Below are 22,188 nucleotides of genomic sequence, written 5' to 3' on the forward strand. Positions count from 1 at the left end.
GATCCGTGCAGCTCAACCCTCATGTCGCCGAACCCCGCATCCCCTCAAGATCAACTTATCTAGGAAACTCGGGCTAGGCCCGGCACCGCTGGCCGGTCCCGCCGCCGGGGAAGTCGGCGGGACCGGCCGGCGGATGTCCGCCCGAGGACCGCGAGACGGAGACGGCCGAGACCCGCGTACGTCCGAGGTAGCGCTCGGCCCGCCGGCCGTACGACCCGGGTCGTACGGGGGTCACCGGCCGGGCGTGACCAGTCCGCTCTCGTACGCCAGCACGACCGCCTGGACCCGGTCGCGCAGGTGCAGCTTCGCCAGGATGCGCCCGACGTGGGTCTTCACCGTGGCCTCGGCGACGTGCACCTTGGCGGCGATCTCGGCGTTGGACAGGCCCTGCGCGACCAGGAGCAGCACCTCCCGCTCCCGCTCGGTGAGCTGGGCCACCCGGGGGTCGACGGTCGGGCCGGCGCCGAGCTGGCCGGCGAAGCGGTCCAGCAGCCGCCGCGTGATCGACGGGGCGACCACCGAGTCGCCCCGCGCCACCACCCGGATCGCGTCCAGCAGCTCCTCCGGCGGGACGTTCTTGAGCAGGAAGCCGCTCGCGCCGGCCTGCAGCGCGGCGAACGCGTCCGCCTCGGTGTCGAAGGTGGTCAGCACCAGCACCCGGGGCGGGCCCGACGGCCGGTCGGCGCAGAGCCGGCGGGTCGCCTCCACCCCGTCCATGGTGGGCATGCGGATGTCCATCACCACCACGTCGGCCTCGGTGCGGGCCAGCACCCGCAGGGCGTCGGCGCCGTCGATGGCCTCCCCCACCACCTCCAGGTCGGGTTGGCAGCTCAGCACCATCCGGAATCCGGCACGCACCAGCGCCTGGTCGTCCACGATCACCACCCGGACCGTCATGCCGCGATCACCTCCGCTGAGGGTTGCGACGGTAGCGGTAGCCGGACCTCCACCTGCCAACCCCCGGTCGGCTGGGTGCCGGCGGTGAGGCTGCCGTCGTACACCGCCACCCGCTCGCGCATGCCGAGCAGACCGTGACCGCCGGACGGCGCCGGGCTGACCACCGGGCGGCCCCGGCCGTCGTCGACGACCCGGACCACGACGGCCTCGGCGGTGTACGTCAGGGTGACGTCGACGGTGGCCCCGACGCCGGCGTGTTTGAGCGCGTTCGTCAGCGCCTCCTGCACCACGCGGTAGACGGTCAGTGCCAGGCCCGGGGGCAGGGCCGGCGGCTGACCGGTGGCGGCGTCGCGGATGCGCAGCCCGGCGTCGCGGAAGCGGGCCAGCAGGTCCGGCAGCTCGGCCAGGGCCAGCCGGCGGTGCTCCGGGTCGGCGGCCACCACGCCCGCTCCGGACGGGCCCGCGTCGCGCAGGACCCCGACCAGCCGGCGCATCTCCTCCAGCGCGGAGCGGCCGGTGTCGGCGACCACCTTGACGGCGGTGCGGGCCTGCTCGGGGTCACGGTCGAGCATGAACCGTGCTCCGTCCGCCTGGACGATCATCACCGCCATGCTGTGCGCCACCACGTCGTGCAACTCGCGGGCGATCCGGGTGCGCTCCTCGGCGACCGCCGCCCGGGACTCGGCCTCCCGCTCGCGTTCCAGGGTGGCGGCCCGTTCCTCGAGGCTGAGCACGTAGAGGCGGCGGGTCCGTACGTTCAGCGCGACGAGCCAGACCGCGCCGGTGACCAGCGCGTACCACAGCGCGGTCACCCACCACACGACGACGCCGGGGGTCTGCGCGGCGGCGAGCAGCACGCCCACGGCGGCGACCGCGCCGGCCAGCACGCCGTCGCGCAGACGCCTGCCGTACTTCACGACGCTGTAGAGCGCGATGAGGACGGCGACGTCGAAGGCGAGCGGACCCCACCGGGCGATCAACTGGACCAGGGCGAGCGTCGCCACGACGACGGTCACCGCCCCCGGGTGGGTGCGGCGGAACAGCAGCGCCACCGCCATGCCCACGCCGACGCCGGTGGCGGCCCAACCGCCGGTCTGGCCCACCGCCGAGGCGACACCGACGAACGCCACCACGCCGGAGACCGCCACGTCGAAGGCGACGCCGCGCAGGGGGCGACCGAACAGCGTGCGTCTCACGGTCACCCAGCGTACGGGTCGCCGACGGTCAGGGCGGGGTCAGCTCGCGCAGGCGGGTGATCTCGATGGCCTGTTCGGTGGCGAGTGAGGTGGCCAGCTCGTTGAGGGTCGCATCGACGCCGACCGACAGCAGGTCGGTGGCCATGGTGACGGCGCCCTGGTGATGGTCGGTCATCATCGCGATGAAGAGCCTGTCGAACTCGACGCCCCGGGCGGCGGCCAGCCGCCGCATCGACTCGGGGGACTGCATGCCCCGCATACCGGCGTGGTCGTGGTCGGGCGCCGTCTCGGGCAGCCCGCGGGTGGAGAGCCAGCCGCGCAGGACGCTGATCTCCGGGCCCTGGCCGGCCCGGATCCGGTCGGCGTAGGAGCGGATCCGGGGATCGGCCGCGTGGTCCTTCGCCAGCGTGCTCATTTCCAGCGCCTGCTGGTGGTGCGGGATCATCATCTGGACGTAGACGGTGTCCAGGGCGTTGTAGCGGGGTGGGCTGTCGTCGCGCAGCTCGTGCGCGGACCGGGCGACGGCCGGCTCCCCCGGGCGGCCCGGCACGAGCACCGGCGGGGGTGGTGGACCGGTCGGGCCGGTCGTCGGCGTGGGTGACGCCGAGCCGCGTGCGGCGCCCGGCCGCCCGGGGTCACCGCCGGCGCGGACCGCCAGCACACCCAGCACCACAATGATGGCCGCCGCTATGACAACGGCCAGTAACCGACCACGTCGGACAGTCATGCCGCACCCTCTAAGGTCGAGGTCGCAGCGATCCTATCCATTGACGAGTCGACGTAGATGTGACCCAGTTCACATCGATGATCTCCGAAGCTCGGTAAGGTACCGACAACGTCATCTCCCCTTTCGAAGGGCGCCGCCAATGATCAAGTTGGCCACCGCACGGCTCCGACAACTCCGCATCGTCAGTTTGGCCGCAACAGGCCTGCTGCTGACCAGCCTCGCCGTGGCGACGCCGAGCAGCGCGCAGGAGGCAGCACCGGCCGCGGCACCAGCGGCCGCCGCCGCCAGCGACATCCCGGGCGTCGACGAGATCCGCAGCAGCCCCAACCTGCGGCAGATCGCCAACCTCCCCAAGCAGGCGCCGTTCGACACGACGGCCTCGCTCAACAGCGACATGGCGTTCCAGGGCAAGTACGCCTTCGCCGGCAACTACAACGGGTTCGTCGTCTACGACATCTCCCGGCCCAGCGCGCCCACGATCACCGCGCAGGTCAACTGCCCGGGCTCGCAGAACGACATCTCCGTCTACGGCAACCTGCTCTTCGTCTCCACCGACTCGTCGCGCAGCGACGACTCGTGCGCGAGCGTGGCGCAGCCGGCGTCGGTGAAGGAGTCGTGGGAGGGCATCAAGGTCTTCGACATCAGCGACAAGGCCAACCCGCGCTACATCAAGTCCGTCGAGACCGCCTGCGGCTCGCACACCCACACACTGGTGCCGGGCAAGGACCGCAAGAACGTCTACCTGTACGTCTCGTCGTACAGCCCGCGGGCCGAGTTCCCCGACTGCCAGCCGCCGCACGACTCCATCTCCATCGTCAAGGTGCCGGTGAAGAAGCCGACCGAGGCGTCCGTCATCTCGACGCCGAACCTCTTCCCGGACGGCGGTTTCCCGGGCAGCGAGACCGGCTCGGCGACTACCGGCTGCCACGACATCACCGCGTACCCGTCGAAGGACATCGCCGCCGGCGCCTGCATGGGTGACGGCGTCCTGCTCGACATCAAGAACCGCGAAGCGCCCCGGGTGATCACACAGGTCCGCGACACGGTCAACTTCGCCTTCTGGCACTCGGCCACCTTCAACAACGCCGGCACCAAGGTCGTCTTCACCGACGAGCTGGGCGGCGGCGGGGCGGCCACCTGCAACGAGACCGTCGGCCCCAACCGGGGGGCGGACGCCGTCTACGACATCACCGGCCGCGGTGACGCCCGGACCCTGGCGTTCCGCAGCTACTACAAGATCCCCCGGACGAACGCCGAGACCGAGAACTGCGTGGCGCACAACGGCTCGCTGATCCCGGTGCTCGGGCGGGACATCGTGGTGCAGGCGTGGTACCAGGGCGGCATCTCCGTCTGGGACTTCACCGACTCGCGCCACCCCGAGGAGATCGCCTACTGGGAGCGGGGCCCGCTGTCCGACACCCAGGCCGTCACGGGCGGCGCCTGGTCGACGTACTACTACAACGGCAACATCTACTCCAACGACATCCAGAAGGGCCTGGACGTCCTGGAGCTGAACGACTGGCGGACCTGGTCGGCGAACCTGACCCGGTTCCAGGAGCTGAACGTGCAGACCCAGCCCGGTTACCTGAGCTGGTAGGCCCGACGCGCGATCCGGGCCCGGCCTCTCGTCGAGGGGCCGGGCCCGGCCACGTCGGCCCGATCTGACCGCCTCGGGTTCCAGCCCGGACCACGGGTGGGGTGACGCCACGGTGGGGCCGGTCACCCGGGTGGGGGTTGGCGACCCGCCGGCCGGTCGCTGTGCCAACGTGGTCACCTGTGAAATCTGCCGCCGGCGCGCCGCCGGCCCCGTCCGAGCCGACCGCGCGCTGGCGTCCCCACCCACTCGACCTGGTGGCCGTCGTCCTCGCGGTGGCCGGCGCGGTCTGCGCGCTGACCGGGCTGCTGCCCCGCGCCGAGACCACGGCCACCCTGCACCGCATCCTGCCGCTGCTGCTCTTCCTCGGCACCGTGATCGTGCTCGCCGAACTTACCGCCGTCGCGGGCGTCTTCGACGTGCTCGCCAGCCGGCTGGCCATCGCCTCCCGGGGCCGTTGGGCCGCGCTGTTCCTGCTCTGCGGCGGCCTCGCCACGGTGACCACCCTCGTGCTCAACCTCGACACCACCGCCGTGCTGCTCACCCCGGTGCTGCTTGCCCTGGCCCGCGGCCTGCGCGTGCCGGCCGCGCCGCTCGCGGTCACCACGGTCTGGCTGGCGAACACCGCCAGCCTGCTGCTGCCCGTGTCGAACCTGACGAACCTGCTGGCCGCCGGCCGGGTCGGCCTCACCCCCCTGGCCTACGCCGAGCGCATGGCGCTGCCGCAGCTCGCGGCCGTGGCGGCCACGATGGTGCTCCTCTGGTACGGCTGGTGGCGGCGGGAACGGCCGGACGGCGGACGCTTCGTCCCGCCGGCCCCGCACCTGCCGGCCGACCCGGTGCTGCACCGCACCGCGCTCGCCGGCTGCCTGCTCTTCGTCGCCGGCATCCTCGCCGGAGTGGAGATCGGGCTCGCCTCCACCATCGCCCTCGCGCTGGTGCTGGTCGGCTTCGCGGTCCGCTCCCCCTCGACACTGCGCCCCGGGTTGGTGCCCGTACGGCTGCTGCTCTTCGTCGTCGGCCTGTTCCTGGTGGTGCAGACCCTCGGCCGGCACGGGCTCGATGATCTGGTTGCCGGCCTGGTCGGCGTCGACGGTGGGGCGGCCGGCGCGCTGCGAGCCGGCGGCACGGGAGCGCTGCTGGCCAACGCGGTGAACAACCTGCCGGCGTACCTGGCCGGCGAGTCGGTGCTGCCGACCGCCGACCACACCCGCCTGCTGGCCCTGCTGATCGGCACGAACGTCGGCCCGCTGGCCACCCCCTGGGCGTCGCTGGCCACCCTGCTGTGGTTCGAACGGTGCCGGGCGGCAGGTGTGTCGGTGCCGGTGAAGCGGTTCGTGCTGACCAGCAGCCTGCTCGCCGTCGTGGGCACGCTCGCGGCCGTCGGCGCGCTGCTGCTGGTCAGCTGAGGGCCGGTGAGCGGCGGGGCGGGCGGGGCCCGACCAGTCGGCGGACCATCGGCGCGGCGTTCCGCTTCGCGGCCCCGACCAGGTCGCGGGCGTGTTCCAGGACGGTGTAGTCGGGCCGGTTCATCCCGTCGGCGATGGCCCGGTCCAGGTCGTTGCCGCACCGGCTGAGCACGGTGTCGAAGTCACGGCGGACCGGTTCCAGCAGGTCGTAGCCGAACGACCGGTGCATCCGGGCGAAGAGCGGCTTGTAGAGCCGCACCCGCTCGTGCAGACCGGAGGAGTACGACATGGGGTGCTTCGGCCTCCGCAGGACGTAGTCGGGCAGCACGTCGGCGAACGCCCGCCGCACGATCCACTTCTCCTGGCCGTCGCGCACCTTCAGGTCCAGCGGCAGACGCATCGCCAACTCCACCACGCTGAGGTCGAGGAACGGCACCCGCGCCTCCACCCCATGCCCCATGGCGGTCCGGTCGACCCGCTGCAACTCGGTACGGCACAGGTTGCGGATGCGGTGCAGGAACAGCCGACGCGACGCGATCGGGTCGACCTGGCGGTACATCGGGTACCCGCCGAACAACTCGTCGGAGCCGTCGCCGGTGAGCACCACCTTCACGCCCAGGTCGCGCAGCCGCCGGAAGATCGGCACCGAGACGACGGCGTTGATGATGTCGCCGTACTCGGTCAGCTCGGAGATCCTGATCGCCTCGCGTACGTCGGCCAGCCGGATGTCGCGCGGGCGCAGCTCGACCACGACGTGCGGCACGTCGAGGTCGGCGGCGAGCCGCCGGGCGTACGCGACGTCGGGGCTGTCCGGCACACCGACCGTCACCGCCACGCAGTCCGGGTGGATGTCGCGTACCTGCCGCAGCGTCAACGAGCTGTCCAGCCCGCCGGAGAGGACCACGCCGACGGTCAGGTCGGTCTCCACCCGCATCCGGATGGCGTCGATCAGGGCGGCCCGGACGAGCAGGGTGGCCTCGTCCGGGTCGTCGATGACCGGCAGGCCCTCGCCGATGGTGAGCAGGTCGACGTACGGGCGCAGCCGCACCGGCCCGTCCGGTTCGGCCCAGCCGTGGTGCCCGGGAGGCACCTCGGTGATCGGGGCGTGGTGCCCGACGAGCGCCTTGACCTCGGAGGCGAGGTGCAGGCAGCCGGGCTGCCGGGACCAGTACAGCGGCTTCACCCCGAGCGGGTCGCGGGCCAGGTACGCCCGCCCGGTGGCGCGCTCCACGACCGCGAAGGCGTACTCGCCGCGCAGCCGCGTCACCGCAGCCTCGCCCCACTGTTGGAAGGCCGCCAACAGCACCTCGGTGTCGCTGTCGGTGCGGAACACCTGCCCGAGCCGGGTGAGCTGTGCGCGCAGCTCCCGGTGGTTGAAGATCTCGCCGTTGAAGCAGAGCAGCCACCGCTCGTCGGTCGACGTCCAGGGCTGCACGGCCCGGTCGCGGTCCACGACGCGCAGCCGGCGGGTGCCGGCGAGCAGGCCCGTCTCGCAGCGGGTCTCGGTGACCTCGCCACGTGGGGCGAGGACGGCGAGCATTCGCCGGAAGGTGGCCGGGTCGGCCTCGGGGCCGAGGCTCAGAGCGATGCCACACACGGGCTCAGACCCCCATCTCGGCCTCGTACGCCCGGCGCAGCCGGCCCCGGGCGGTGGGCGCGAGGCACAGGTGCCACGCCTGCCCCTCGTCGATCACGTTCAGGTCGCCGGCCTCCTGGCGGGCCAGCAGCAGCTCCGCGAGGGCGTCCCGTGCGCCGAACCGCGCGAACCAGGTCAGCTCGACGTCGACCGAGTAGCCGAGGCAGTGCCCACTGGGCAGCATCGCGGCGTAACCCAGGCGGCGCAGGCGGTACTGGTGCTCGGTGCTGCGTACCAGACTGGTCACCCAGAGCGGCGGGGTGCCCGGCGGCGCGGCGGCGGCGAACTCCCGACCCAGCTCGTTGAGCAGCGCGACCACCTCCCGGCGGCCTCGACGGAACAGCAGACCGGCGGTGTGCGGGGTCGCGTCGGGGCGCAGCCGCCGACGCAGTCCGCGCGCGGCGCGCCCCAGGACGGTCGCGGGTTGCTCCTGGTAGCGGAAGCGCAGCAGGTCACGGCGGCGCAGCCACTCCAGGTCGACGAGCTCTGCGCTGCCGTTGACCTGGTCGGCGGTGTGGAACACGGGGGCGTCCTGCCACCACAGCACGTCGATGCGGGAGAGCAGGTAGATCCGGACCAGCGCGGTGAGGTCGCGCGCCGAGGTGCGCTCGTTCGGCTGGTACCGGGCCATCTCGAGCAGCAGTGTCTCGCGCGCGCCGAGCAGGCCCTGCGGGGTGGCGTCGAGCACGGCAGCCAGGGCCGGTTCGCGCAGCCGCTCGTCGACGAGCACCTGACGTGCCCGGGTGCTCGTGGCGTCGGCCAGGGCACCCACCTCGACCAGCAGGTCGGCCACGGCCGCCCGGTAGGCGGTGAGGTCGGGGGCGGCGCTGGGGAGGCGACGGGCGGCGGTGCCGGAGGGCCGGCGGCGGGCTGGTGCGGCGGGTGACACGGGCGGGCCGGGTCGCTGCCCCGGACTACGGCTGGGCACTCGCATGACGGGGTCCCTTCTCCGGTCACGGCGCTGAGTGAATCGCCCTGAAACACACCGTAATCACCGGGACCGGGCACAGACCGAACAATCCTCCGATTTACCCCCGAACGGGTGCGACCACCACCGGAAGCCGGCGGGACCGTCAGTCGCCGCCCGCCGGCACCAGGTCCTGCACCTCGGCGTACGACGGCAGTTCCGCCGGTGCGGTGCCCCCTCCAGCGCGGACCGCCTCGGCGGCGGCGACCGCGGCACCCAGCGCGGCCCGGAACAGCAAAGAGCCGGTGCTGACCCGGGCCACCCCGGCGCGACCAAGCTCGGTCAGCCCGGGCCCGCCCGGCTGGTACAGCACCGGCACCGGCACCGGCACCGGCACCGGCACCGGCACCGGCAACACGGCAGGCATGCTGCTGCGCGAGGCCCCGAGCGGCGACTACGTCGTCGAGACGAAGGTGACGCTGGACCTGGGCGAGGAGACGGTCCGCAACTACCAGCAGGCCGGCCTGGTCGCCTACGTCGACGACGACCGGTTCGCCCGGCTGACCCAGGTGGCGATCTGGAACACCCGGCAGGTCGAGTACGGCTACGAGCTGCCGTTCGCCGGTCAGCCGGTGTACGGCGGCCGCACGCGGAATAGTCGCGGCGATCGGTGGCAGTTCAGCAGTGCGACCCTCGGCGGGTCGTACCGCTCAGCAGCCACCGGTCGCGGGAAGGAGCCGTCAACAGCGCCGGTGACGTCATCGGAGCGGGGTGACTGTCCGGTCCGTGCCGTCGTAGCTGCGGGCGGCGACGAACGCGCCCGTCGGACGCTGCCCACCGGTCACGGCGCGGGCCATCCGCAGGTCCGCGTCGCGGAACCGCAGCGCCAGACTGAGGTGCGGCACCCACGCCGCCGGGGCGTGCCAGGGGCGGTGTCCGTCGGCCTGGTCGAGGACGTCCCAGACGGCGGCGTGCAGCGCGGTCAACGCCGGCGTGGGCCGCACGAGCCAGACCAGCGGGGCGCTGCCGTCGAGGACGACGACCCGGTCGAGCGTCACCGGCCCCGGCCGTACACCACCGACGCCTGAGCCCTCGCGGTGGCGTTGTGCCGGTCGGCGCAGCGGCCCGGACGGCGGAATGAAAGGCTTGGCACATGAGTTCCGCACCTGCACAGCACGACGCACCGACTGACGCCACCCCCGCCGGCACCGAAGAGGTGTACGCCTTCACCGAGCTGGGGCTGCGCGCCGAACTGCTGGGCGCACTGTCCGCCCTCGGCTACGAGGAGCCGACCCCCATCCAGCGGGAGGCCATCCCACCGCTGATCGAGGGCCAAGATCTGCTGGGGCAGGCCGCCACCGGCACCGGTAAGACGGCCGCGTTCGCGCTGCCGCTGCTGCACCGGATGCCCGCCCACCGCGAGGGCGGAGACCCGGTGGCGTTGGTGCTGGTGCCGACCCGGGAGTTGGCGGTGCAGGTGTCCGAGGCGTTCCACCGCTACGGCAAGGACCTGGGCGCTCGGGTGCTGCCGATCTACGGTGGGCAGCCGATCGGGCGGCAGTTGCGGGCACTCGACAGCGGCGTCGACGTGGTGGTGGCCACCCCGGGGCGCGCTCTGGACCACATCGCGCGGGGCACCCTGCGCCTCGGCGGCCTGTCCACGGTGGTGCTCGACGAGGCCGACGAGATGCTCGACATGGGCTTCGCCGAGGACATCGAGGCGATCCTGGAGCACGCCCCTGCGCAGCGTCAGACGGTGCTCTTCTCGGCCACCATGCCGTCGAGGATCGACGGGATGGCCCGTCAGCACCTGACCGACCCGGTCCGGATCGAGATCGGTCGGGAGCAGCCGGTGGCGGGCGAGGCGCCCCGGGTCCGGCAGAGCGCGTACATCGTGACCCGCGCGCACAAACCGGCCGCGCTGGGTCGGGTCCTGGACGTGGAGTCACCCACGGCGGCGATCGTGTTCTGCCGCAGCCGCGAGGAGGTGGACCGGCTCACCGAGACGATGAACGGCCGGGGCTACCGCTCCGAGGCGCTGCACGGCGGGATGAGCCAGGAGCAGCGGGACCGGGTCATGGGCCGGCTGCGGGCCGGCACGGCGGACCTGCTGGTGGCCACCGACGTGGCGGCCCGTGGGCTGGACGTCGAGCAGCTCACCCACGTGGTCAACTACGACGTGCCGTCGGCGCCCGAGTCGTACGTGCACCGGATCGGTCGGGTGGGCCGGGCCGGGCGCGAGGGCGTGGCGATCACCCTCGCCGAGCCGCGCGAGCACCGGATGCTCAAGACCATCGAGCGGGTGACCGGCCAGCGAATCACCATCGACAAGATCCCCACCGTGGCCGACATGCGTACCCGGCGGTTGGAGCTGACCCAGGCGGCGCTGCGGGAGAGCCTGCTGGAGGACGACCTCGACCCGTTCCGGGTGATCGTGGAGACGCTGACCGACGAGTTCGACCTGATGGAGGTCGCGCTCGCCGCCGTGAAGCTGGCCCACGAGGTGACGTCGCCGGGCTCCGACGACGAGGAGGAGATCCCGCAGGCCCCGGTGCGCGCTCCGCGCGAGGGTCGCGCGGAGTTCGGCGGCCGGGGCGGCGATCGGCGGAGCGGGGGCCGGCCACGCGCCGCCGGTGGAAACACCGTCCAGGTCTTCGTCGGCCTGGGCCGGCGCGCGGGGGTACGCCCCCAGGACCTGGTCGGCGCCATCACCGGCGAGACCGGCATCCGCGGTCGGGACATCGGCTCGATCGAGATCGCCGACCGGTTCTCCCTGGTGGAGGTGCCGCAGGGCGTGGCCGACGAGGTGATCGCCGGGCTGCGCCAGAGCACGATCAAGGGCCGCAAGGCCACCGTGCGCCGCGACCGCGGACGCGACGAGCGCTGAGCGCGCCCGCCGGCGACCACCGGGTACGGCGGTCGCCGGCGACGGCCTCAGAAGGAGTACGGGCCGAAGCGTCCCCACGCCACCACGGCGGCGAGGACGAGCAGCACCGCGCAGGTGATCGCGCCCTGGATCTCCGTCCGACGCTCGGCCGCCGTGTCGCGCTTCTTCCTGTCATGCAGGTGCACGAGGGTGCCGCCGATCATGACGATGACCAGCCCGACGGCTGCCAACGGAGTGAGCACGGTGGCGACGCCGGTGAGCGGGGGCAGGACGAGCCCGACGGCGGCCAGCACCTCGACGAAGCCGAGTGCCCTCACCTGCGACGGCGGGACCGGGTCCACCCACCGCATCACGTCGCGCAGCTTGTGCTTGGGTTGGGTCAGCTTCGCCAGGCCAGCGCCGGCGAAGATGGCGGCGAGCAGGATCTGGATGATCCAGAGCACCAGGTTCACGGGGTTACCTCCGGGGGCGCCGCCTCGCGGCGGAGGGGTGTCGAACGCGTCAGCCAAGACAGTACGGACATCGATGACCCCCGCCGTCACGGGGACGGCGGGGGTCGTCGATGTGGAGCGTCAGACCGTGAAGAGGGCCGGTCCGTCCAGCGCCTGGACGTCGGCCGGGCGCAGCGCCAGGGCGAGCACGTCGGCCACGTCGGCCAGGGTGTGCACGGTCAGCGCCGCACGCACCTCGCTCGGCAGGTCGTCCAGGTCCGGCTCGTTACGCGCCGGGATGATCACCTCGGTGAGGCCGGCCCGGTGCGCGGCGAGCAGCTTCTGCTTCACCCCGCCGATCGGCAGCACCCGACCGGAGAGCGTCACCTCGCCGGTCATCCCGAACTCGGGGCGGACCGGACGGCCGGTGACCAGCGATGCCAGGGCCGTGACCATGGTGATACCGGCGCTGGGGCCATCCTTGGGCACCGCACCCGCCGGGACGTGCAGGTGGATCCGGCGTCCCGCCAGGGCGTTCGGGTCGATGCCGAGCCGACGCCCGTTGGAGCGCAGGTACGACAGCGCGATGTGCGCCGACTCCTTCATCACGTCGCCGAGCTGGCCGGTCAGGGTCAGCCCCGGCTCGCCCTCCATGCTCGTCGCCTCGATGAAGAGAACGTCACCGCCAGCGCCGGTCACCGCGAGCCCGGTGGCGACACCGGGAACCGCCGTCCGCTCGGCCGACTCCGGGGTGAACTTCGGCCGCCCCAGGTAACCGCTCAGGTTGTCGGTGTCGACGCGTACGGGCGACGAATCGGTCGCCAGCGTCACCGCCACCTTGCGCAGGATCTTGGCCAGAGCCCGTTCGAGCTGCCGAACGCCCGCCTCACGGGTGTACTCCCCCGCGATCAGCGCGAGCGCCTCGTCGGCGACGCTGACCTCGTCTGCGGTCAGACCGGCCCGCTCCCGCTGCCGGGGCAGCAGGTGGTCGCGGGCGATGGCGACCTTCTCGTCCTCGGTGTACCCGTCCAGCGTGACCAGCTCCATCCGGTCCAGCAGCGGGCCGGGGATGGACTCCACCACGTTGGCGGTGGCCAGGAAGAGCACGTCGGACAGGTCCAGGTCGACCTCCAGGTAGTGGTCCCGGAAGGTGTGGTTCTGCGCCGGGTCGAGCACCTCCAGCAGGGCGGCGGCCGGGTCACCGGCGTAGCCGGCGGCCAGCTTGTCCACCTCGTCGAGGAGCACGACCGGGTTCATCGAGCCGGCCTCACGCAGCGCGCGGACGATCCGGCCGGGCAGCGCGCCCACGTAGGTGCGCCGGTGACCGCGGATCTCCGCCTCGTCGCGGACGCCGCCGAGCGACACCCGGACGAAGTTGCGCCCGAGCGCCCGCGCCACGGACTCACCGAGGCTGGTCTTGCCCACTCCGGGAGGGCCGGCGAGGGCGAGCACCGCGCCGGAGCCGCGACCGCCGACCACGCCGAGGTTGCGCTCGGCGCGACGGTTGCGCACCGCCAGGTACTCCAGGATGTGGTCCTTCACGTCGGCGAGGCCGGCGTGGTCGGCGTCGAGCACCGCCCGGGCCGCGGCCAGGTCGATGTTGTCCTGGGTACGCGTACCCCACGGCATTTCCAGCACGGTGTCCAGCCAGGTGCGGATCCAGCCCGCCTCCGGGGACGCGTCACTGGCGCGCTCCAGCTTGCCGACCTCGCGCACAGCCGCCTCGCGGACCTTGTCCGGCAGGTCGGCGCTCTCCAACCGGGAGCGGTAGTCGGCTGAGCCGTCCGGCTCGTCCTCGCCCAGCTCCTTGCGGATCGCGGCGAGTTGCTGGCGCAGCAGGAACTCCCGCTGCGACTTCTCCAGGCCCTCGCGGACGTCGCTGTTGATCTGCTCGGTGACCTCCTGCTCGGCCAGGTACGCCTTGACCCAGCCAACCAGCAGCTCCAGTCGGGCGGTGACGTCCGGCGCGGCGAGCAGCTCGGTCTTCTGGTCCAGGGTCAACCAGGGCGCGTAGCCGGCCGAGTCGGCCAGCTCGGACAGGTCGGTCATCCGCTCCACCGCGTCGATGACCTGCCAGGCGCCCCGCTGCTGAAGCACGGAGGTCACCAGGGCGCGGTACTCACGGGCGAGTTCGCGGGCACGGCCGGCGGGAGCGGGTTCGTCGAGTTCGGTCGCCTCCACCCAGAGCGCGGCGCCGGGACCGGGCACGCCGGAGCCGATCCGCGCGCGGGACAGGCCCCGGACGACCGCGGCGGGCTCACCGTCGGGGAGCCGGCCGACCTTCTCGATGGTGGCGACCACGCCGACTGGGCCGTACTCGCCGTCGATACGCGGGACGGCCAGCAGTTTGCGGTCACCGGTCGCCCGCGCCGCGTCGATGGCGGCCTGGGTGGTCGGGTCGAGGGTCACCGGGATGACCATGCCGGGCAGCAGCACGGCGTCGGTCAGGGGAAGTACCGGAAGAGTTGCCATCGAACACCTGCTGTCGCATTGAGTTGAGCGTGTCTCACTCAAGTAACAAAGCGTTCCCCTTGTTCCGGCGTGTGACCCAGACCACTGTCCAGCGTCCGTCGACGGGTCGGCGACAGCAGCCCCCGGACCGCCCGGGTGCCGCCGGCGGTATCCGGGCGGTGGCCGCCATCCGGCGGACCACGCCCCGCGTACGGGTGGTCGCCATGACTGCTGGGCGGCCTGCCGGCGGAGCTTCTGCGTGCCCTGCTCGGACCCGCCCGCGTCGCGTCCGTCGACCTCGATGGCGAGGAGCGCCGCCTTCCGCGGGCGATCGCCACCGGTCGCAGCACCGTCGACATCGCCGAGGAACTGCACGTCTCGGAACGGACGGGGAACGAATGACCGCCTCTCTGCTGCGCAAGCTGCGGGTCTCCAACCGGGCGGAGGCGGCGGCAGTCGCCGGGCACGCCGGCCTGCTCACCGATTGACGCCGCGTACGTGTTCAGCCAACGTCAACGGCATGATCATGCCTTGTCGAGACTCTCGCCGATCTGGTCAAACCATTACAGAGCGGACGGCCACAGCTGGCAGGAGCGGCTGCAGGGTCAAGATCGACCCACCGTATGAGCGCATAACCACAGGTCAGACCGATTCGGCCGCCCATCTACTCACGCTGAACAGCTACGACGCCGCGCCCACGCCTGCGATTCCGGCCCGTTCGCTGTTTTGTGCCGCACTCAATCGCGACGCGCCGAAATGAATGGGACGCATATTGTTGCGGATTCCCCGGCTGGTAGGTCAGACTTTGGACACATCCCGCCACACACAGGGAGTAATCAGCAATGGCGAGAAAAGTAATCACGGTTCTGACCGACGACCTCGACGGCGGGAAGGCCGATCGGACGGTCGAGTTCAGTCTCGACGGCGTGGCCTACACCATCGACGTCTCGGACGAGAATGCGGGTGTCCTGCGTAAGGCGCTGGACACATACATCAATGCGGGTCGGCGGATCGGTCGGGGCCCGGCGGACAACACGCGGACAGTTCGGCGGCCGGGGCGACCCACCGGCGCGGGAATGGATCGCGAGCAAAACCGGGCGATCCGGGAATGGGCCGTCAAGAACGGCTACAAGATTTCCGAGCGGGGCCGGATCCCGGTCGAGGTCGTCGAGGCGTACAAGAGCCGCTGACACGCGGCACAGCGAAGGGGTCCCGCCGTTTCGGCGGGACCCCTTCGCTGTGTGCGCGGTCGGCCACCCGGGTGCTGTCCGCCCGGATGGCCGACCGCCGATCAGTTGACGTTGATGCGGATCGAATCGAACGCCGGGGTCTGGTTCGCCCGCTCCATCATGGGCAGGCGGTGCGAGCCGTCACCGGCCCAGACCGAGCACTGCGCGGTACCCGACTCCGGCAGACCCGGGATCTGGATGGTCACCTCGTCCGGCTGGGCGCCACCGCGACCGTCCTCGGTGGCGACGAAGAACGCCGGCACCTCCTGCGGCTCGGGCGGCGCGGTCAGGCTGTCCAGCATCCGGCAGGCGGTGTGGAAGTGACCCCGGACCAGGCCCTGGGCGTTGAGCAGCGAGCTCTCCACGTAGTAGCCACCCTGACCGGCCGCGAGGAACCGGTCCCGGACCAGGTTCTTGGTGCTGACCCGCAGGGTGAAGGGCTGGTTGCGGCCGACCTGCTGCGGGAACTGGGTGATCAGCAGCGACGGGTTGTTGGCGGCGGCGCCGACCTCACCGAACTCGGTGCTCACACAGCGGTTGCCGTTCTGGAAACCGTCGTGCGGCTGCAACTTGCTCTCGTCGCAGTTGTTGGCCAGGACGCCAAGGCCGGCGCCGGGAGCGTTGCCGCCGCTGTTACCGCCACCGTTGTTGCCGCCACCGCCGGTGTTCCCACCGCCGGTGTTCCCACCATTGTTGTTCCCACCGCCGGTGTTCCCACCGTTGTTGTTACCGCCGCCGCTTTTACCGCCACCGTTGTTGCCGGTCGGCTGCACCTGGCACTGGGCGAGCTGCGCCAGCCCCTGCGGGCGAGGCCCGACCCGGTCGACGGCGGTCGTGATCCGGTCCAGTACCGCCTTACGCTTGTCGGCCAGCGGCCGCAGGATCGCGTTGTTGATGAACGCCTGCCCCTTGTTGCCCTCGGCGGCGAGCCGGCGGTCGGCCTCGGCGATCTGGCTCTGCAACTGCGCGAGGTTACGGTCGACCTCGGCGCGCGCCCGCTCCGGCACCTGCGGCAGCTTGGACGCGACATCCGGGCAGGCGACGGCCGAGCCGGTGCCCACCGTGCCGTCCTTGCCGTCCTCGCACTCCGCCACCGACTCCTGACCGTCGCCCCAGTGGTTGCGCACCCAGCGACCGTTCTGCCACGTACGGCTGGTCGAGGTGCCGCTCGGCGCGGTCGAGCCGGGGCTCGGTTCCACGCACTGCCCGGAGGCGGGTCGAGGCTTGTTCGTCCGCCGGTCCTGGGCCGACGAAATCTGGGTGACGGCGACTACTCCGCCGAAGACCACCAGCGTGCCGACGACGGCCAGCAGACGCTTGCTCCGCGCGATGCCGGGTGACCGGCGCGCCCGAGTGGACCTGCGCATCGAATTGCTCTCCTTCTCGATCCGGTAGTGGATTCCTGCCCTCGGCGGACCGACGGATGTGAGATGGCACGCCACGGCGGCGGCCACCGCGACCTACCCGGTAACGTGTCGATGGTCGACGATGCCCTTTCCGCACCGTCGCCCGCGCCCGGTCGACGCGGTTGGGGAGATCCTCTTCATTCGCGCAGGAGTACGGTACGGCGACGGGGAAGGTTCAACAGCCGCACAGAAAAATGCTCCGCGCCCGAACGGATCGGGGGCGGAGCGGGGTTCAGCAGGGAAAGTGCGGTCAGTCCGCGCAGAGGTGGTCGAAGGCGAAACCACCCACCAACTCGTCGCGGCGGCGGCTCAGCGCGGCGATCTCCGCCGTGAGGTCCACGCGCGCGAGCAGATCCGGGCTGTCCGGCGGCGCGGCGCGCAGCCGTTCGCCGACCGCGACGGTCGCGAGGTCCTCGGCCAGGCGGGCCGCGTCGACGCCGCAGGAAAAGCGCTGGGCGGTGATCGACACCCGCTCGACGAGGCAGCTGTCCAGGCGCGGCTGGACCCAGCTCCACCCCTGCGCCGGGCCCTCGGTCCAGTGCACGTGGAGCCCCCGCACGATCGGGTCGGCCAGCCGTCCGGCCACGTACGCCTCGACCGCCGCCGTGCGCGCCAACGCGCCGAGGTCGTTCACCGGGCCGGTCCGCCCGTCCGGCAGTCGCCCGAGGATGTCGCGGAAACCCACCGGGGCGGCCTCGTCCCCGGTGCCGCCCGCCGCGTAGGCGCGCGCGTCGAGCACGTACTCGATCAGGCGGCGGCCGTGGTCGGCGGCCCGCAGCGTCGGCGACCCGATGCGCAGCACGGGCAGGCCGACAGCCGCGCTCACGGCGTCCGTGAGCCGCTCGGCGCGCTGCTCGGCCGACCCGGGGAGCGGGACCGGTCCGATCGTCACGGCGACCACCGGTCGTTGCGTGTCGGGCGCGCAGACCACGAGGTCGAACGACGTCCGGCTGGCCGAGCCCCACTGGCTGCCGGTCACACCGGGCGGACGCCCCTGCACCAACTCGCTGAGCCGACGAGTCCCGTACACCCGGTGGCCGGCACGGTCGAACAGCGCGTCGCGTCCACCATCGGCGGGCATCGCCCGCAGCCAGCCGCGGTCGTCGCTGCTCGTCATCTGCCTGATCCATCCGCCGGTCGGTCGAACCGCGCCGAGTCTAGGCGGTCGACCAGCCGGTCCGGCTGCGCGGCCCGCCCCGCAGCCGGAGCGCCGCTGCCGCGCCGCTGGCGGCAGGGCGTCGTGACGACGACGGGCGTCCCCGGCAGAGTTGGCGGACGGCAGTTCCCGGGCGTCGCCGGTCGCCAGGCCGCCGCGACGTTGTGGACCATGTCATCCGGCCAGTACGCGGCCCACCGGGACAGGTCGCTGCCGCCGCCCAGGCCAGCGGCGAGCAGCACACCCGGGGAGCCGCGACGCGACCGCCGGTGGGCAGTGGCTGGTTGACCAGCAACACCCCCACGTCGCGGCGGAGCGCGGCCAGCAGCAGCTGCATGCCGACCGTCGGATAGCCGAGCGCGGCGCACGCCTGGTTGCCCCAGCGCCAGCACGTCCAGGCCAGTGCCGGGTCGGCGATGGCCCGATCCGGGTACGGGGCCGTGAATACGTCGTATACCACCGCCTCGGTGCGGAGGGGTCAGACCGACGCTCTGCCAGAAGTCGATGGCGTACTCGGCGTCGGGCATCGGCGCCGGTGCGGACGAGCGGCGTCAGGCGTCGGGGCGCCGCCGCGTCGATGACCGGGGAGATGCCCCAGAGCTGGTCGCGCACCACGCTGAGGCCAGCACCCAGCGAGCTCCTGTGATCCAGATCACATCTCGGTCGTGTTCCAGTCGGCCCGGCGGGGTGTATCTAGCGGGGTCCCGCACAGCGCCGGCTGGGAGGTCAGAGCATGTCGCGCCATCACCTCGGCTCACTCGCCGCGCGCCCGGAACGCCGTACCGGCGCGGCAGCACGGGTCGGGCGGATCGCGGCCGACGCGGCCGGTCGGGTGCCGGGTGTAGCCGACGTCCGCCCGGCCACCGTCCGCCTGGGCGACCGGTGCGTGGGCCTCGACCTGGAGTTGACCACCGATTACGGACACAGCGTGCCCGACCTCGCCGACGCGGTCCGTCAGGTGGTCGCCGATCGGGTCTTCGCCGGTACCGGCCGCACCGTCGCCACGGTGACGATCACCGTGCGCGACCTGCTGACGTCCGGCCCGGACGCCGACCCCGAGCCACCGCCACCACGCGCCCGGCCGGAGCTGAGCACCGCGCTGGTCAACCGGGTGGCCTCGGTGCTGCTGGCCGTCGCCCTGCTCATCGGCGGTGTCCTGCTGGCCGCGCAGGCGCTGCTGGCCGCGTTGGATCGTCCGACGCCGCTGCTCGGCCGCTCCGGCTGGTACGACACGTTTACCACCGCCCGATGGCACGGCACGTCGGTGCGGGCCGCAGCCGGCGCGGCCGTCCTACTGGGCCTGGTCTTCCTGGCCGCCCAGCTCCGACGGTGGACGCCGGTCCGGCTGCGGGTCGACGAGCGCGACGGCTGGCACCTGCACCGGCGGTGCGTGGAGCGCCGGCTGACCGCTGCGGCGGACACCGTGCCGGGCGTACGCCGCACCCGGGTGCGGGTCCGGCGCGACGGCGACCGGTGGCGATCCCGGGTGCGTGCCACCGGCGACCCGGCGGCCCGCGCCGAGGTCGAGTTCGCCGTGTGCCAGGAACTGCGTCAGCTCGCCACGTCGCGCGCCGACCGCGTCGATCTCCGGCTGCTGCCCGGTGGACGGCCGGCATGACCGATGCGGCGCACCGCCTGCTGTGGACGATCATCGCGCTGCTGCTCGTGGTCGGCGGGGCGACCGCGCTGGCGGTCGGCTCCGGCGCGCTGCCCGGCGGTGACCCCGCCGCTGCCCTGCTCCCCAAGGGTTTGCTGGACGCCTGGCGGCTCGCGACACCCTGGAGCACCCTGGCCGCAGCGGTCACCGGACTGCTGGCCGCCGTCGCCGGCGGGTGCCTGCTACGCCGGACGGTGGGGCGACCCGACCGCGCAGTGCGGGGCATGCTGAGCCGACCCGGAAGCCGACCCGGCCGCACCCGCCTGGACAGCGCAGTGCTCGTCCGCGCTCTGGAACGCGACCTGGTCGGCGGCCCCGGCGTACGACGGGCCCGGGTGGTCCTCACCGGCGCGCCGCCGTGCCCCGACGTGTGGATCCGCGTGGACCTGACGGCCGACGCCCGCGCCGCGGGGGTCCGCGAGCACGTCCACGCGGCGGTGCGCCGGTTCGCCGCGACGGCCGGCTGCCGGCCGGCGCACCTCGACGTGACGGCCCGGATCGAACCGGCCCGGCCCTGAGCCCAGCGTCCGATCCGGGTCAGCGCGCAGCCCGACGGGCGGTCACGACGCTCGACGAGATGGAGACCGCCAGGGTCAGCACCACCACGGCGAGCGTCAACCACACCGGCAGTTTGCCCACCGGCGTCTCGGCCAGGATCAGCTTCACCCCCGCGAAGGCCAGCAGCAGCGCCAGCCCGTAGCGCAGGTGACCGAAGTGCCGCAGCAGGCCGGCGAGGCAGAAGTAGAGGCTCCGCAGCCCGAGTACGGCGAACGCGGTGGCCGTCCAGACCAGGAACGTGGTGGTGGTGATGGCGAGGATCGCCGCCACCGAGTCGATGGCGAAGACCACGTCGGTGGCCTCGATGGCGACCAGCGCCACCAGCAGCAGGGTGGCCACGCGACGCCCGTCGACCCGGGCGGTGAAGCGGTCACCGTGGTACCTGGCGTCGGTCGGCACCACCCGGCGGAACAGTCGCACCGCCAGATTGCGCTCCGGGTCGACGTCCGGCTTCCCGCGTACGGCCAGCCGCCAACCGGTCCACACCAGGAACCCGCCGAGCACGAACCCGGCCCAGGTGAGCCGGGCCAGCAACTCGGCGCCCGCGAGGATGAACAGCAGCCGGAAGGTCAGCGCCCCGACGACACCCCAGAACAGCACCTTGTGCTGGTAGCCCGGCGGCACCCGGAAATAGCCGAAGAGCAGGGCGAACACGAACACGTTGTCCACCGAGAGCGCCTTTTCCAGCAGATAGCCGGAGAAGTACGCGATGGCCGGGTCGCCGCCCAGGCCCCACCAGACCACCAACCCGAACAGCAGGCCAGCGCCGACCCAGACCGCGCTCCAGAAGAGCGCCTCGCGCAACTCGATGACGTGGTTGTCGCGATGGGCCACCACGTCGACCGCGAGCAGCACGGCGAGCAACCCGCCGACGGCCACCCACGCCCACGGCGGCACCGCGACCGTCGCATCCGCCACCGGTGCCCCCCCCGCATCGACCACGGCGCACCGCCCGCTGTCGGTGGGCTGGCGCTCCCCGAGCCTATGCGAACGGCCCATCCGCCGTCGGCGCTCCGGCCAGGTGCACGTGCCTCCTCTCGCACCTGCATCCCGGACGCCACGGCCGGACGGCCGCCGGTGTCAGGGTCTGCGGTCCGGGTCGGCAGGGGACCAAGGTCCCGGGCCGGTGCATTCCGGTCGGGCCCTGCCGCCGACGGCGGCCAAGGGCGGCCACTGGAGGTGCCACCGGGAAGCGCGGTGCGAGGTTGAAAAGGGACGTGGACACCTATGACCACGACGATCGAGCGGACCACCGCCGAGACCACCGCTCCGGCGGCCGGCACCACCCGAGAAAGGGCCGCCCGGTACGTCCTGGCGGGCACCCGGATGGCGCTCGGCTGGATCTTCCTCTGGGCGTTCCTCGACAACCCTGGCTGCGGTGACAACCTCCGACGCGGGCGTCACCTACGGGTGACGCCCGCCAGCGTGTGTCACGCGTGTTTGCGGGTGTGACGTCCATCGGCCGCCGGCGATCCGGCAGGATCGACGGTGACCGGACACATCACCGCAACACGGCAGGAGATCCCGCATGAACCAGGCAGCAGGCGCCCGATCGGGCAAGCCCGAGGTGGGTCCGATCGAGGGTGCGCCGCCGGCCGACCTCGTGACCGAGGACATCACCGTGGGCGAGGGCCCGCAGGCCGAGCCCGGCCAGTTGGTGAGCGTCCACTACGTGGGCGTGTCGCACTCCACCGGCGGCGAGTTCGACTCGTCCTGGAACCGGGGCGAAGCGTTCGAGTTCCCGCTCGGCGGCGGTCAGGTCATCGCCGGCTGGGACCGGGGCGTGGTCGGGATGCGCGTCGGCGGCCGACGGCGTCTGACCATCCCGCCGCACCTGGGGTACGGCGACCGCGGCGCCGGCGGCGTCATCAAGCCGGGTGAGACGCTGATCTTCATCGTCGACCTGCTGGACGTTCGCTGATCGAGACGTCGTGGGGGTCGTCCGGCTCGCTGCCGGGCGGCCCCCACGACGCGGCCCGCCGTGGGCACAGCTCGTCCCGACGGTCGCCCCACGGCTCGGCGACCGACTCAGGCGGCCAGCACCAGG

21 protein-coding genes are annotated in these 22,188 nt (G+C 72.6%); 8 read left to right on the forward strand and 13 right to left on the reverse strand.

All coding sequences use genetic code 11. The annotated features are described in order from the left end of the window. Nucleotides 1-231 precede the first annotated feature (231 nt). Genes ACLQ24_RS22210 through ACLQ24_RS22220 form a run of 3 tightly spaced genes read right to left on the reverse strand, consistent with a single transcriptional unit; the run spans nucleotide 232 to nucleotide 2,820 of the window. Nucleotides 232-897, reverse strand: a complete 666-nt coding sequence (locus ACLQ24_RS22210) for a response regulator (RefSeq protein WP_425893645.1) — start codon at nucleotides 895-897, stop codon at nucleotides 232-234. Next, nucleotides 894-2,099 carry a sensor histidine kinase gene (locus ACLQ24_RS22215; RefSeq protein ID WP_425893646.1) on the reverse strand — a complete coding sequence of 402 codons (1,206 nt, stop codon included), beginning with the start codon at nucleotides 2,097-2,099 and terminating at the stop codon, nucleotides 894-896. The genes ACLQ24_RS22210 and ACLQ24_RS22215 overlap by 4 nt, the downstream gene beginning before the upstream one ends. Before the next feature lie 22 nt (nucleotides 2,100-2,121). Then, on the reverse strand, nucleotides 2,122-2,820 hold the full coding sequence (locus tag ACLQ24_RS22220) for a DUF305 domain-containing protein (RefSeq protein WP_425893647.1): 699 nt from the start codon (nucleotides 2,818-2,820) through the stop codon (nucleotides 2,122-2,124). 139 nt (nucleotides 2,821-2,959) lie between these two features. Here ACLQ24_RS22220 and ACLQ24_RS22225 point away from each other — a divergent pair, with 139 nt between their 5' ends. Together ACLQ24_RS22225 and ACLQ24_RS22230 are read left to right on the forward strand one after the other, a co-directional pair. Further along, complete coding sequence (locus tag ACLQ24_RS22225; RefSeq protein WP_425893648.1) at nucleotides 2,960-4,417, forward strand: LVIVD repeat-containing protein; 1,458 nt, start codon at nucleotides 2,960-2,962, stop codon at nucleotides 4,415-4,417. 179 nt (nucleotides 4,418-4,596) lie between these two features. Continuing rightward, complete coding sequence (locus ACLQ24_RS22230; RefSeq protein WP_425893649.1) at nucleotides 4,597-5,823, forward strand: SLC13 family permease; 1,227 nt, start codon at nucleotides 4,597-4,599, stop codon at nucleotides 5,821-5,823. Here ACLQ24_RS22230 and ACLQ24_RS22235 read toward each other — a convergent pair. The 4 genes from ACLQ24_RS22235 to ACLQ24_RS22250 all read right to left on the reverse strand — a co-directional run bounded on the left by ACLQ24_RS22235 (nucleotide 5,816) and on the right by ACLQ24_RS22250 (nucleotide 9,550). Beyond that, complete coding sequence (locus tag ACLQ24_RS22235; RefSeq protein WP_425893650.1) at nucleotides 5,816-7,420, reverse strand: asparagine synthetase B family protein; 1,605 nt, start codon at nucleotides 7,418-7,420, stop codon at nucleotides 5,816-5,818. The two genes, ACLQ24_RS22230 and ACLQ24_RS22235, sit on opposite strands and share 8 nt — an antisense overlap. A gap of 4 nt (nucleotides 7,421-7,424) precedes the next feature. Then, a complete protein-coding gene (locus ACLQ24_RS22240; protein ID WP_425893651.1) occupies nucleotides 7,425-8,393 on the reverse strand; it encodes a DUF5715 family protein in 969 nt (322 codons plus the stop codon). A gap of 139 nt (nucleotides 8,394-8,532) precedes the next feature. After that, entirely contained in the window at nucleotides 8,533-8,784 is a 252-nt protein-coding gene (locus tag ACLQ24_RS22245) for an isocitrate lyase/phosphoenolpyruvate mutase family protein (protein WP_425893652.1), read from the reverse strand. Between the two features lie 340 nt (nucleotides 8,785-9,124). Then, a complete protein-coding gene (locus tag ACLQ24_RS22250) occupies nucleotides 9,125-9,550 on the reverse strand; it encodes a 2'-5' RNA ligase family protein (protein WP_425893653.1) in 426 nt (141 codons plus the stop codon). Between ACLQ24_RS22250 and ACLQ24_RS22255 the strand changes: the two genes are divergently transcribed. Further along, nucleotides 9,520-11,253 carry a DEAD/DEAH box helicase gene (locus ACLQ24_RS22255; protein WP_425893654.1) on the forward strand — a complete coding sequence of 578 codons (1,734 nt, stop codon included), beginning with the start codon at nucleotides 9,520-9,522 and terminating at the stop codon, nucleotides 11,251-11,253. The two genes, ACLQ24_RS22250 and ACLQ24_RS22255, sit on opposite strands and share 31 nt — an antisense overlap. Nucleotides 11,254-11,300: 47 nt before the next feature. Here the strand turns inward: ACLQ24_RS22255 and ACLQ24_RS22260 are convergent, their stop codons facing one another. Next, nucleotides 11,301-11,705, reverse strand: coding sequence for a DoxX family protein (locus ACLQ24_RS22260; protein WP_425893655.1), 405 nt, complete (start codon nucleotides 11,703-11,705; stop codon nucleotides 11,301-11,303). 120 nt (nucleotides 11,706-11,825) lie between these two features. Continuing rightward, on the reverse strand, nucleotides 11,826-14,156 hold the full coding sequence (gene lon / locus ACLQ24_RS22265; RefSeq protein WP_425893656.1) for an endopeptidase La: 2,331 nt from the start codon (nucleotides 14,154-14,156) through the stop codon (nucleotides 11,826-11,828). 821 nt (nucleotides 14,157-14,977) lie between these two features. On the opposite strand from lon, the gene ACLQ24_RS22270 reads away from it, so the two are divergent. Continuing rightward, nucleotides 14,978-15,325 carry a histone-like nucleoid-structuring protein Lsr2 gene (locus ACLQ24_RS22270; RefSeq protein ID WP_425893657.1) on the forward strand — a complete coding sequence of 116 codons (348 nt, stop codon included), beginning with the start codon at nucleotides 14,978-14,980 and terminating at the stop codon, nucleotides 15,323-15,325. 101 nt (nucleotides 15,326-15,426) lie between these two features. Here the strand turns inward: ACLQ24_RS22270 and ACLQ24_RS22275 are convergent, their stop codons facing one another. The 3 genes from ACLQ24_RS22275 to ACLQ24_RS22285 all read right to left on the reverse strand — a co-directional run bounded on the left by ACLQ24_RS22275 (nucleotide 15,427) and on the right by ACLQ24_RS22285 (nucleotide 18,386). Further along, nucleotides 15,427-16,731 carry a hypothetical protein gene (locus ACLQ24_RS22275; RefSeq protein WP_425893658.1) on the reverse strand — a complete coding sequence of 435 codons (1,305 nt, stop codon included), beginning with the start codon at nucleotides 16,729-16,731 and terminating at the stop codon, nucleotides 15,427-15,429. 289 nt (nucleotides 16,732-17,020) lie between these two features. Further along, entirely contained in the window at nucleotides 17,021-17,887 is an 867-nt protein-coding gene (locus tag ACLQ24_RS22280; protein ID WP_425893659.1) for a hypothetical protein, read from the reverse strand. 40 nt (nucleotides 17,888-17,927) lie between these two features. Then, entirely contained in the window at nucleotides 17,928-18,386 is a 459-nt protein-coding gene (locus tag ACLQ24_RS22285; RefSeq protein ID WP_425893660.1) for a hypothetical protein, read from the reverse strand. A 273-nt stretch (nucleotides 18,387-18,659) separates the two neighbouring features. Between ACLQ24_RS22285 and ACLQ24_RS22290 the strand changes: the two genes are divergently transcribed. Together ACLQ24_RS22290 and ACLQ24_RS22295 are read left to right on the forward strand one after the other, a co-directional pair. Beyond that, on the forward strand, nucleotides 18,660-19,544 hold the full coding sequence (locus ACLQ24_RS22290) for an Asp23/Gls24 family envelope stress response protein (RefSeq protein ID WP_425893661.1): 885 nt from the start codon (nucleotides 18,660-18,662) through the stop codon (nucleotides 19,542-19,544). Next, nucleotides 19,541-20,101, forward strand: coding sequence for a hypothetical protein (locus ACLQ24_RS22295; RefSeq protein WP_425893662.1), 561 nt, complete (start codon nucleotides 19,541-19,543; stop codon nucleotides 20,099-20,101). The genes ACLQ24_RS22290 and ACLQ24_RS22295 overlap by 4 nt, the downstream gene beginning before the upstream one ends. A gap of 19 nt (nucleotides 20,102-20,120) precedes the next feature. Here ACLQ24_RS22295 and ACLQ24_RS22300 read toward each other — a convergent pair whose 3' ends face one another. After that, complete coding sequence (locus ACLQ24_RS22300; RefSeq protein WP_425893663.1) at nucleotides 20,121-21,059, reverse strand: TerC family protein; 939 nt, start codon at nucleotides 21,057-21,059, stop codon at nucleotides 20,121-20,123. Nucleotides 21,060-21,368: 309 nt separating this feature from the next. On the opposite strand from ACLQ24_RS22300, the gene ACLQ24_RS22305 reads away from it, so the two are divergent. Then, nucleotides 21,369-21,593 carry a hypothetical protein gene (locus tag ACLQ24_RS22305; RefSeq protein WP_425893665.1) on the forward strand — a complete coding sequence of 75 codons (225 nt, stop codon included), beginning with the start codon at nucleotides 21,369-21,371 and terminating at the stop codon, nucleotides 21,591-21,593. 76 nt (nucleotides 21,594-21,669) lie between these two features. Then, a complete protein-coding gene (locus tag ACLQ24_RS22310) occupies nucleotides 21,670-22,062 on the forward strand; it encodes an FKBP-type peptidyl-prolyl cis-trans isomerase (RefSeq protein ID WP_425893664.1) in 393 nt (130 codons plus the stop codon). The last annotated feature ends 126 nt before the right edge of the window (nucleotides 22,063-22,188 follow it).

The organism is Micromonospora sp. DT4, assembly GCF_049841675.1.
Lineage (GTDB): Bacteria > Actinomycetota > Actinomycetes > Mycobacteriales > Micromonosporaceae > Micromonospora.

What these genes read in the sequence shown, in the direction of transcription:
- ACLQ24_RS22280 (WP_425893659.1), bottom strand. Translation starts at nt 17,887, where the DNA reads ATGACGAGCAGCGACGACCGCGGCTGGCTGCGGGCGATGCCCGCCGAT.
- ACLQ24_RS22290 (WP_425893661.1), top strand. Translation starts at nt 18,660, where the DNA reads ATGTCGCGCCATCACCTCGGCTCACTCGCCGCGCGCCCGGAACGCCGT.
- ACLQ24_RS22270 (WP_425893657.1), top strand. Translation starts at nt 14,978, where the DNA reads ATGGCGAGAAAAGTAATCACGGTTCTGACCGACGACCTCGACGGCGGG.
- ACLQ24_RS22310 (WP_425893664.1), top strand. Translation starts at nt 21,670, where the DNA reads ATGAACCAGGCAGCAGGCGCCCGATCGGGCAAGCCCGAGGTGGGTCCG.
- ACLQ24_RS22275 (WP_425893658.1), bottom strand. Translation starts at nt 16,731, where the DNA reads ATGCGCAGGTCCACTCGGGCGCGCCGGTCACCCGGCATCGCGCGGAGC.
- ACLQ24_RS22225 (WP_425893648.1), top strand. Translation starts at nt 2,960, where the DNA reads ATGATCAAGTTGGCCACCGCACGGCTCCGACAACTCCGCATCGTCAGT.
- ACLQ24_RS22295 (WP_425893662.1), top strand. Translation starts at nt 19,541, where the DNA reads ATGACCGATGCGGCGCACCGCCTGCTGTGGACGATCATCGCGCTGCTG.
- ACLQ24_RS22240 (WP_425893651.1), bottom strand. Translation starts at nt 8,393, where the DNA reads ATGCGAGTGCCCAGCCGTAGTCCGGGGCAGCGACCCGGCCCGCCCGTG.
- ACLQ24_RS22255 (WP_425893654.1), top strand. Translation starts at nt 9,520, where the DNA reads ATGAGTTCCGCACCTGCACAGCACGACGCACCGACTGACGCCACCCCC.
- ACLQ24_RS22220 (WP_425893647.1), bottom strand. Translation starts at nt 2,820, where the DNA reads ATGACTGTCCGACGTGGTCGGTTACTGGCCGTTGTCATAGCGGCGGCC.
- ACLQ24_RS22305 (WP_425893665.1), top strand. Translation starts at nt 21,369, where the DNA reads ATGACCACGACGATCGAGCGGACCACCGCCGAGACCACCGCTCCGGCG.
- lon (WP_425893656.1), bottom strand. Translation starts at nt 14,156, where the DNA reads ATGGCAACTCTTCCGGTACTTCCCCTGACCGACGCCGTGCTGCTGCCC.
- ACLQ24_RS22210 (WP_425893645.1), bottom strand. Translation starts at nt 897, where the DNA reads ATGACGGTCCGGGTGGTGATCGTGGACGACCAGGCGCTGGTGCGTGCC.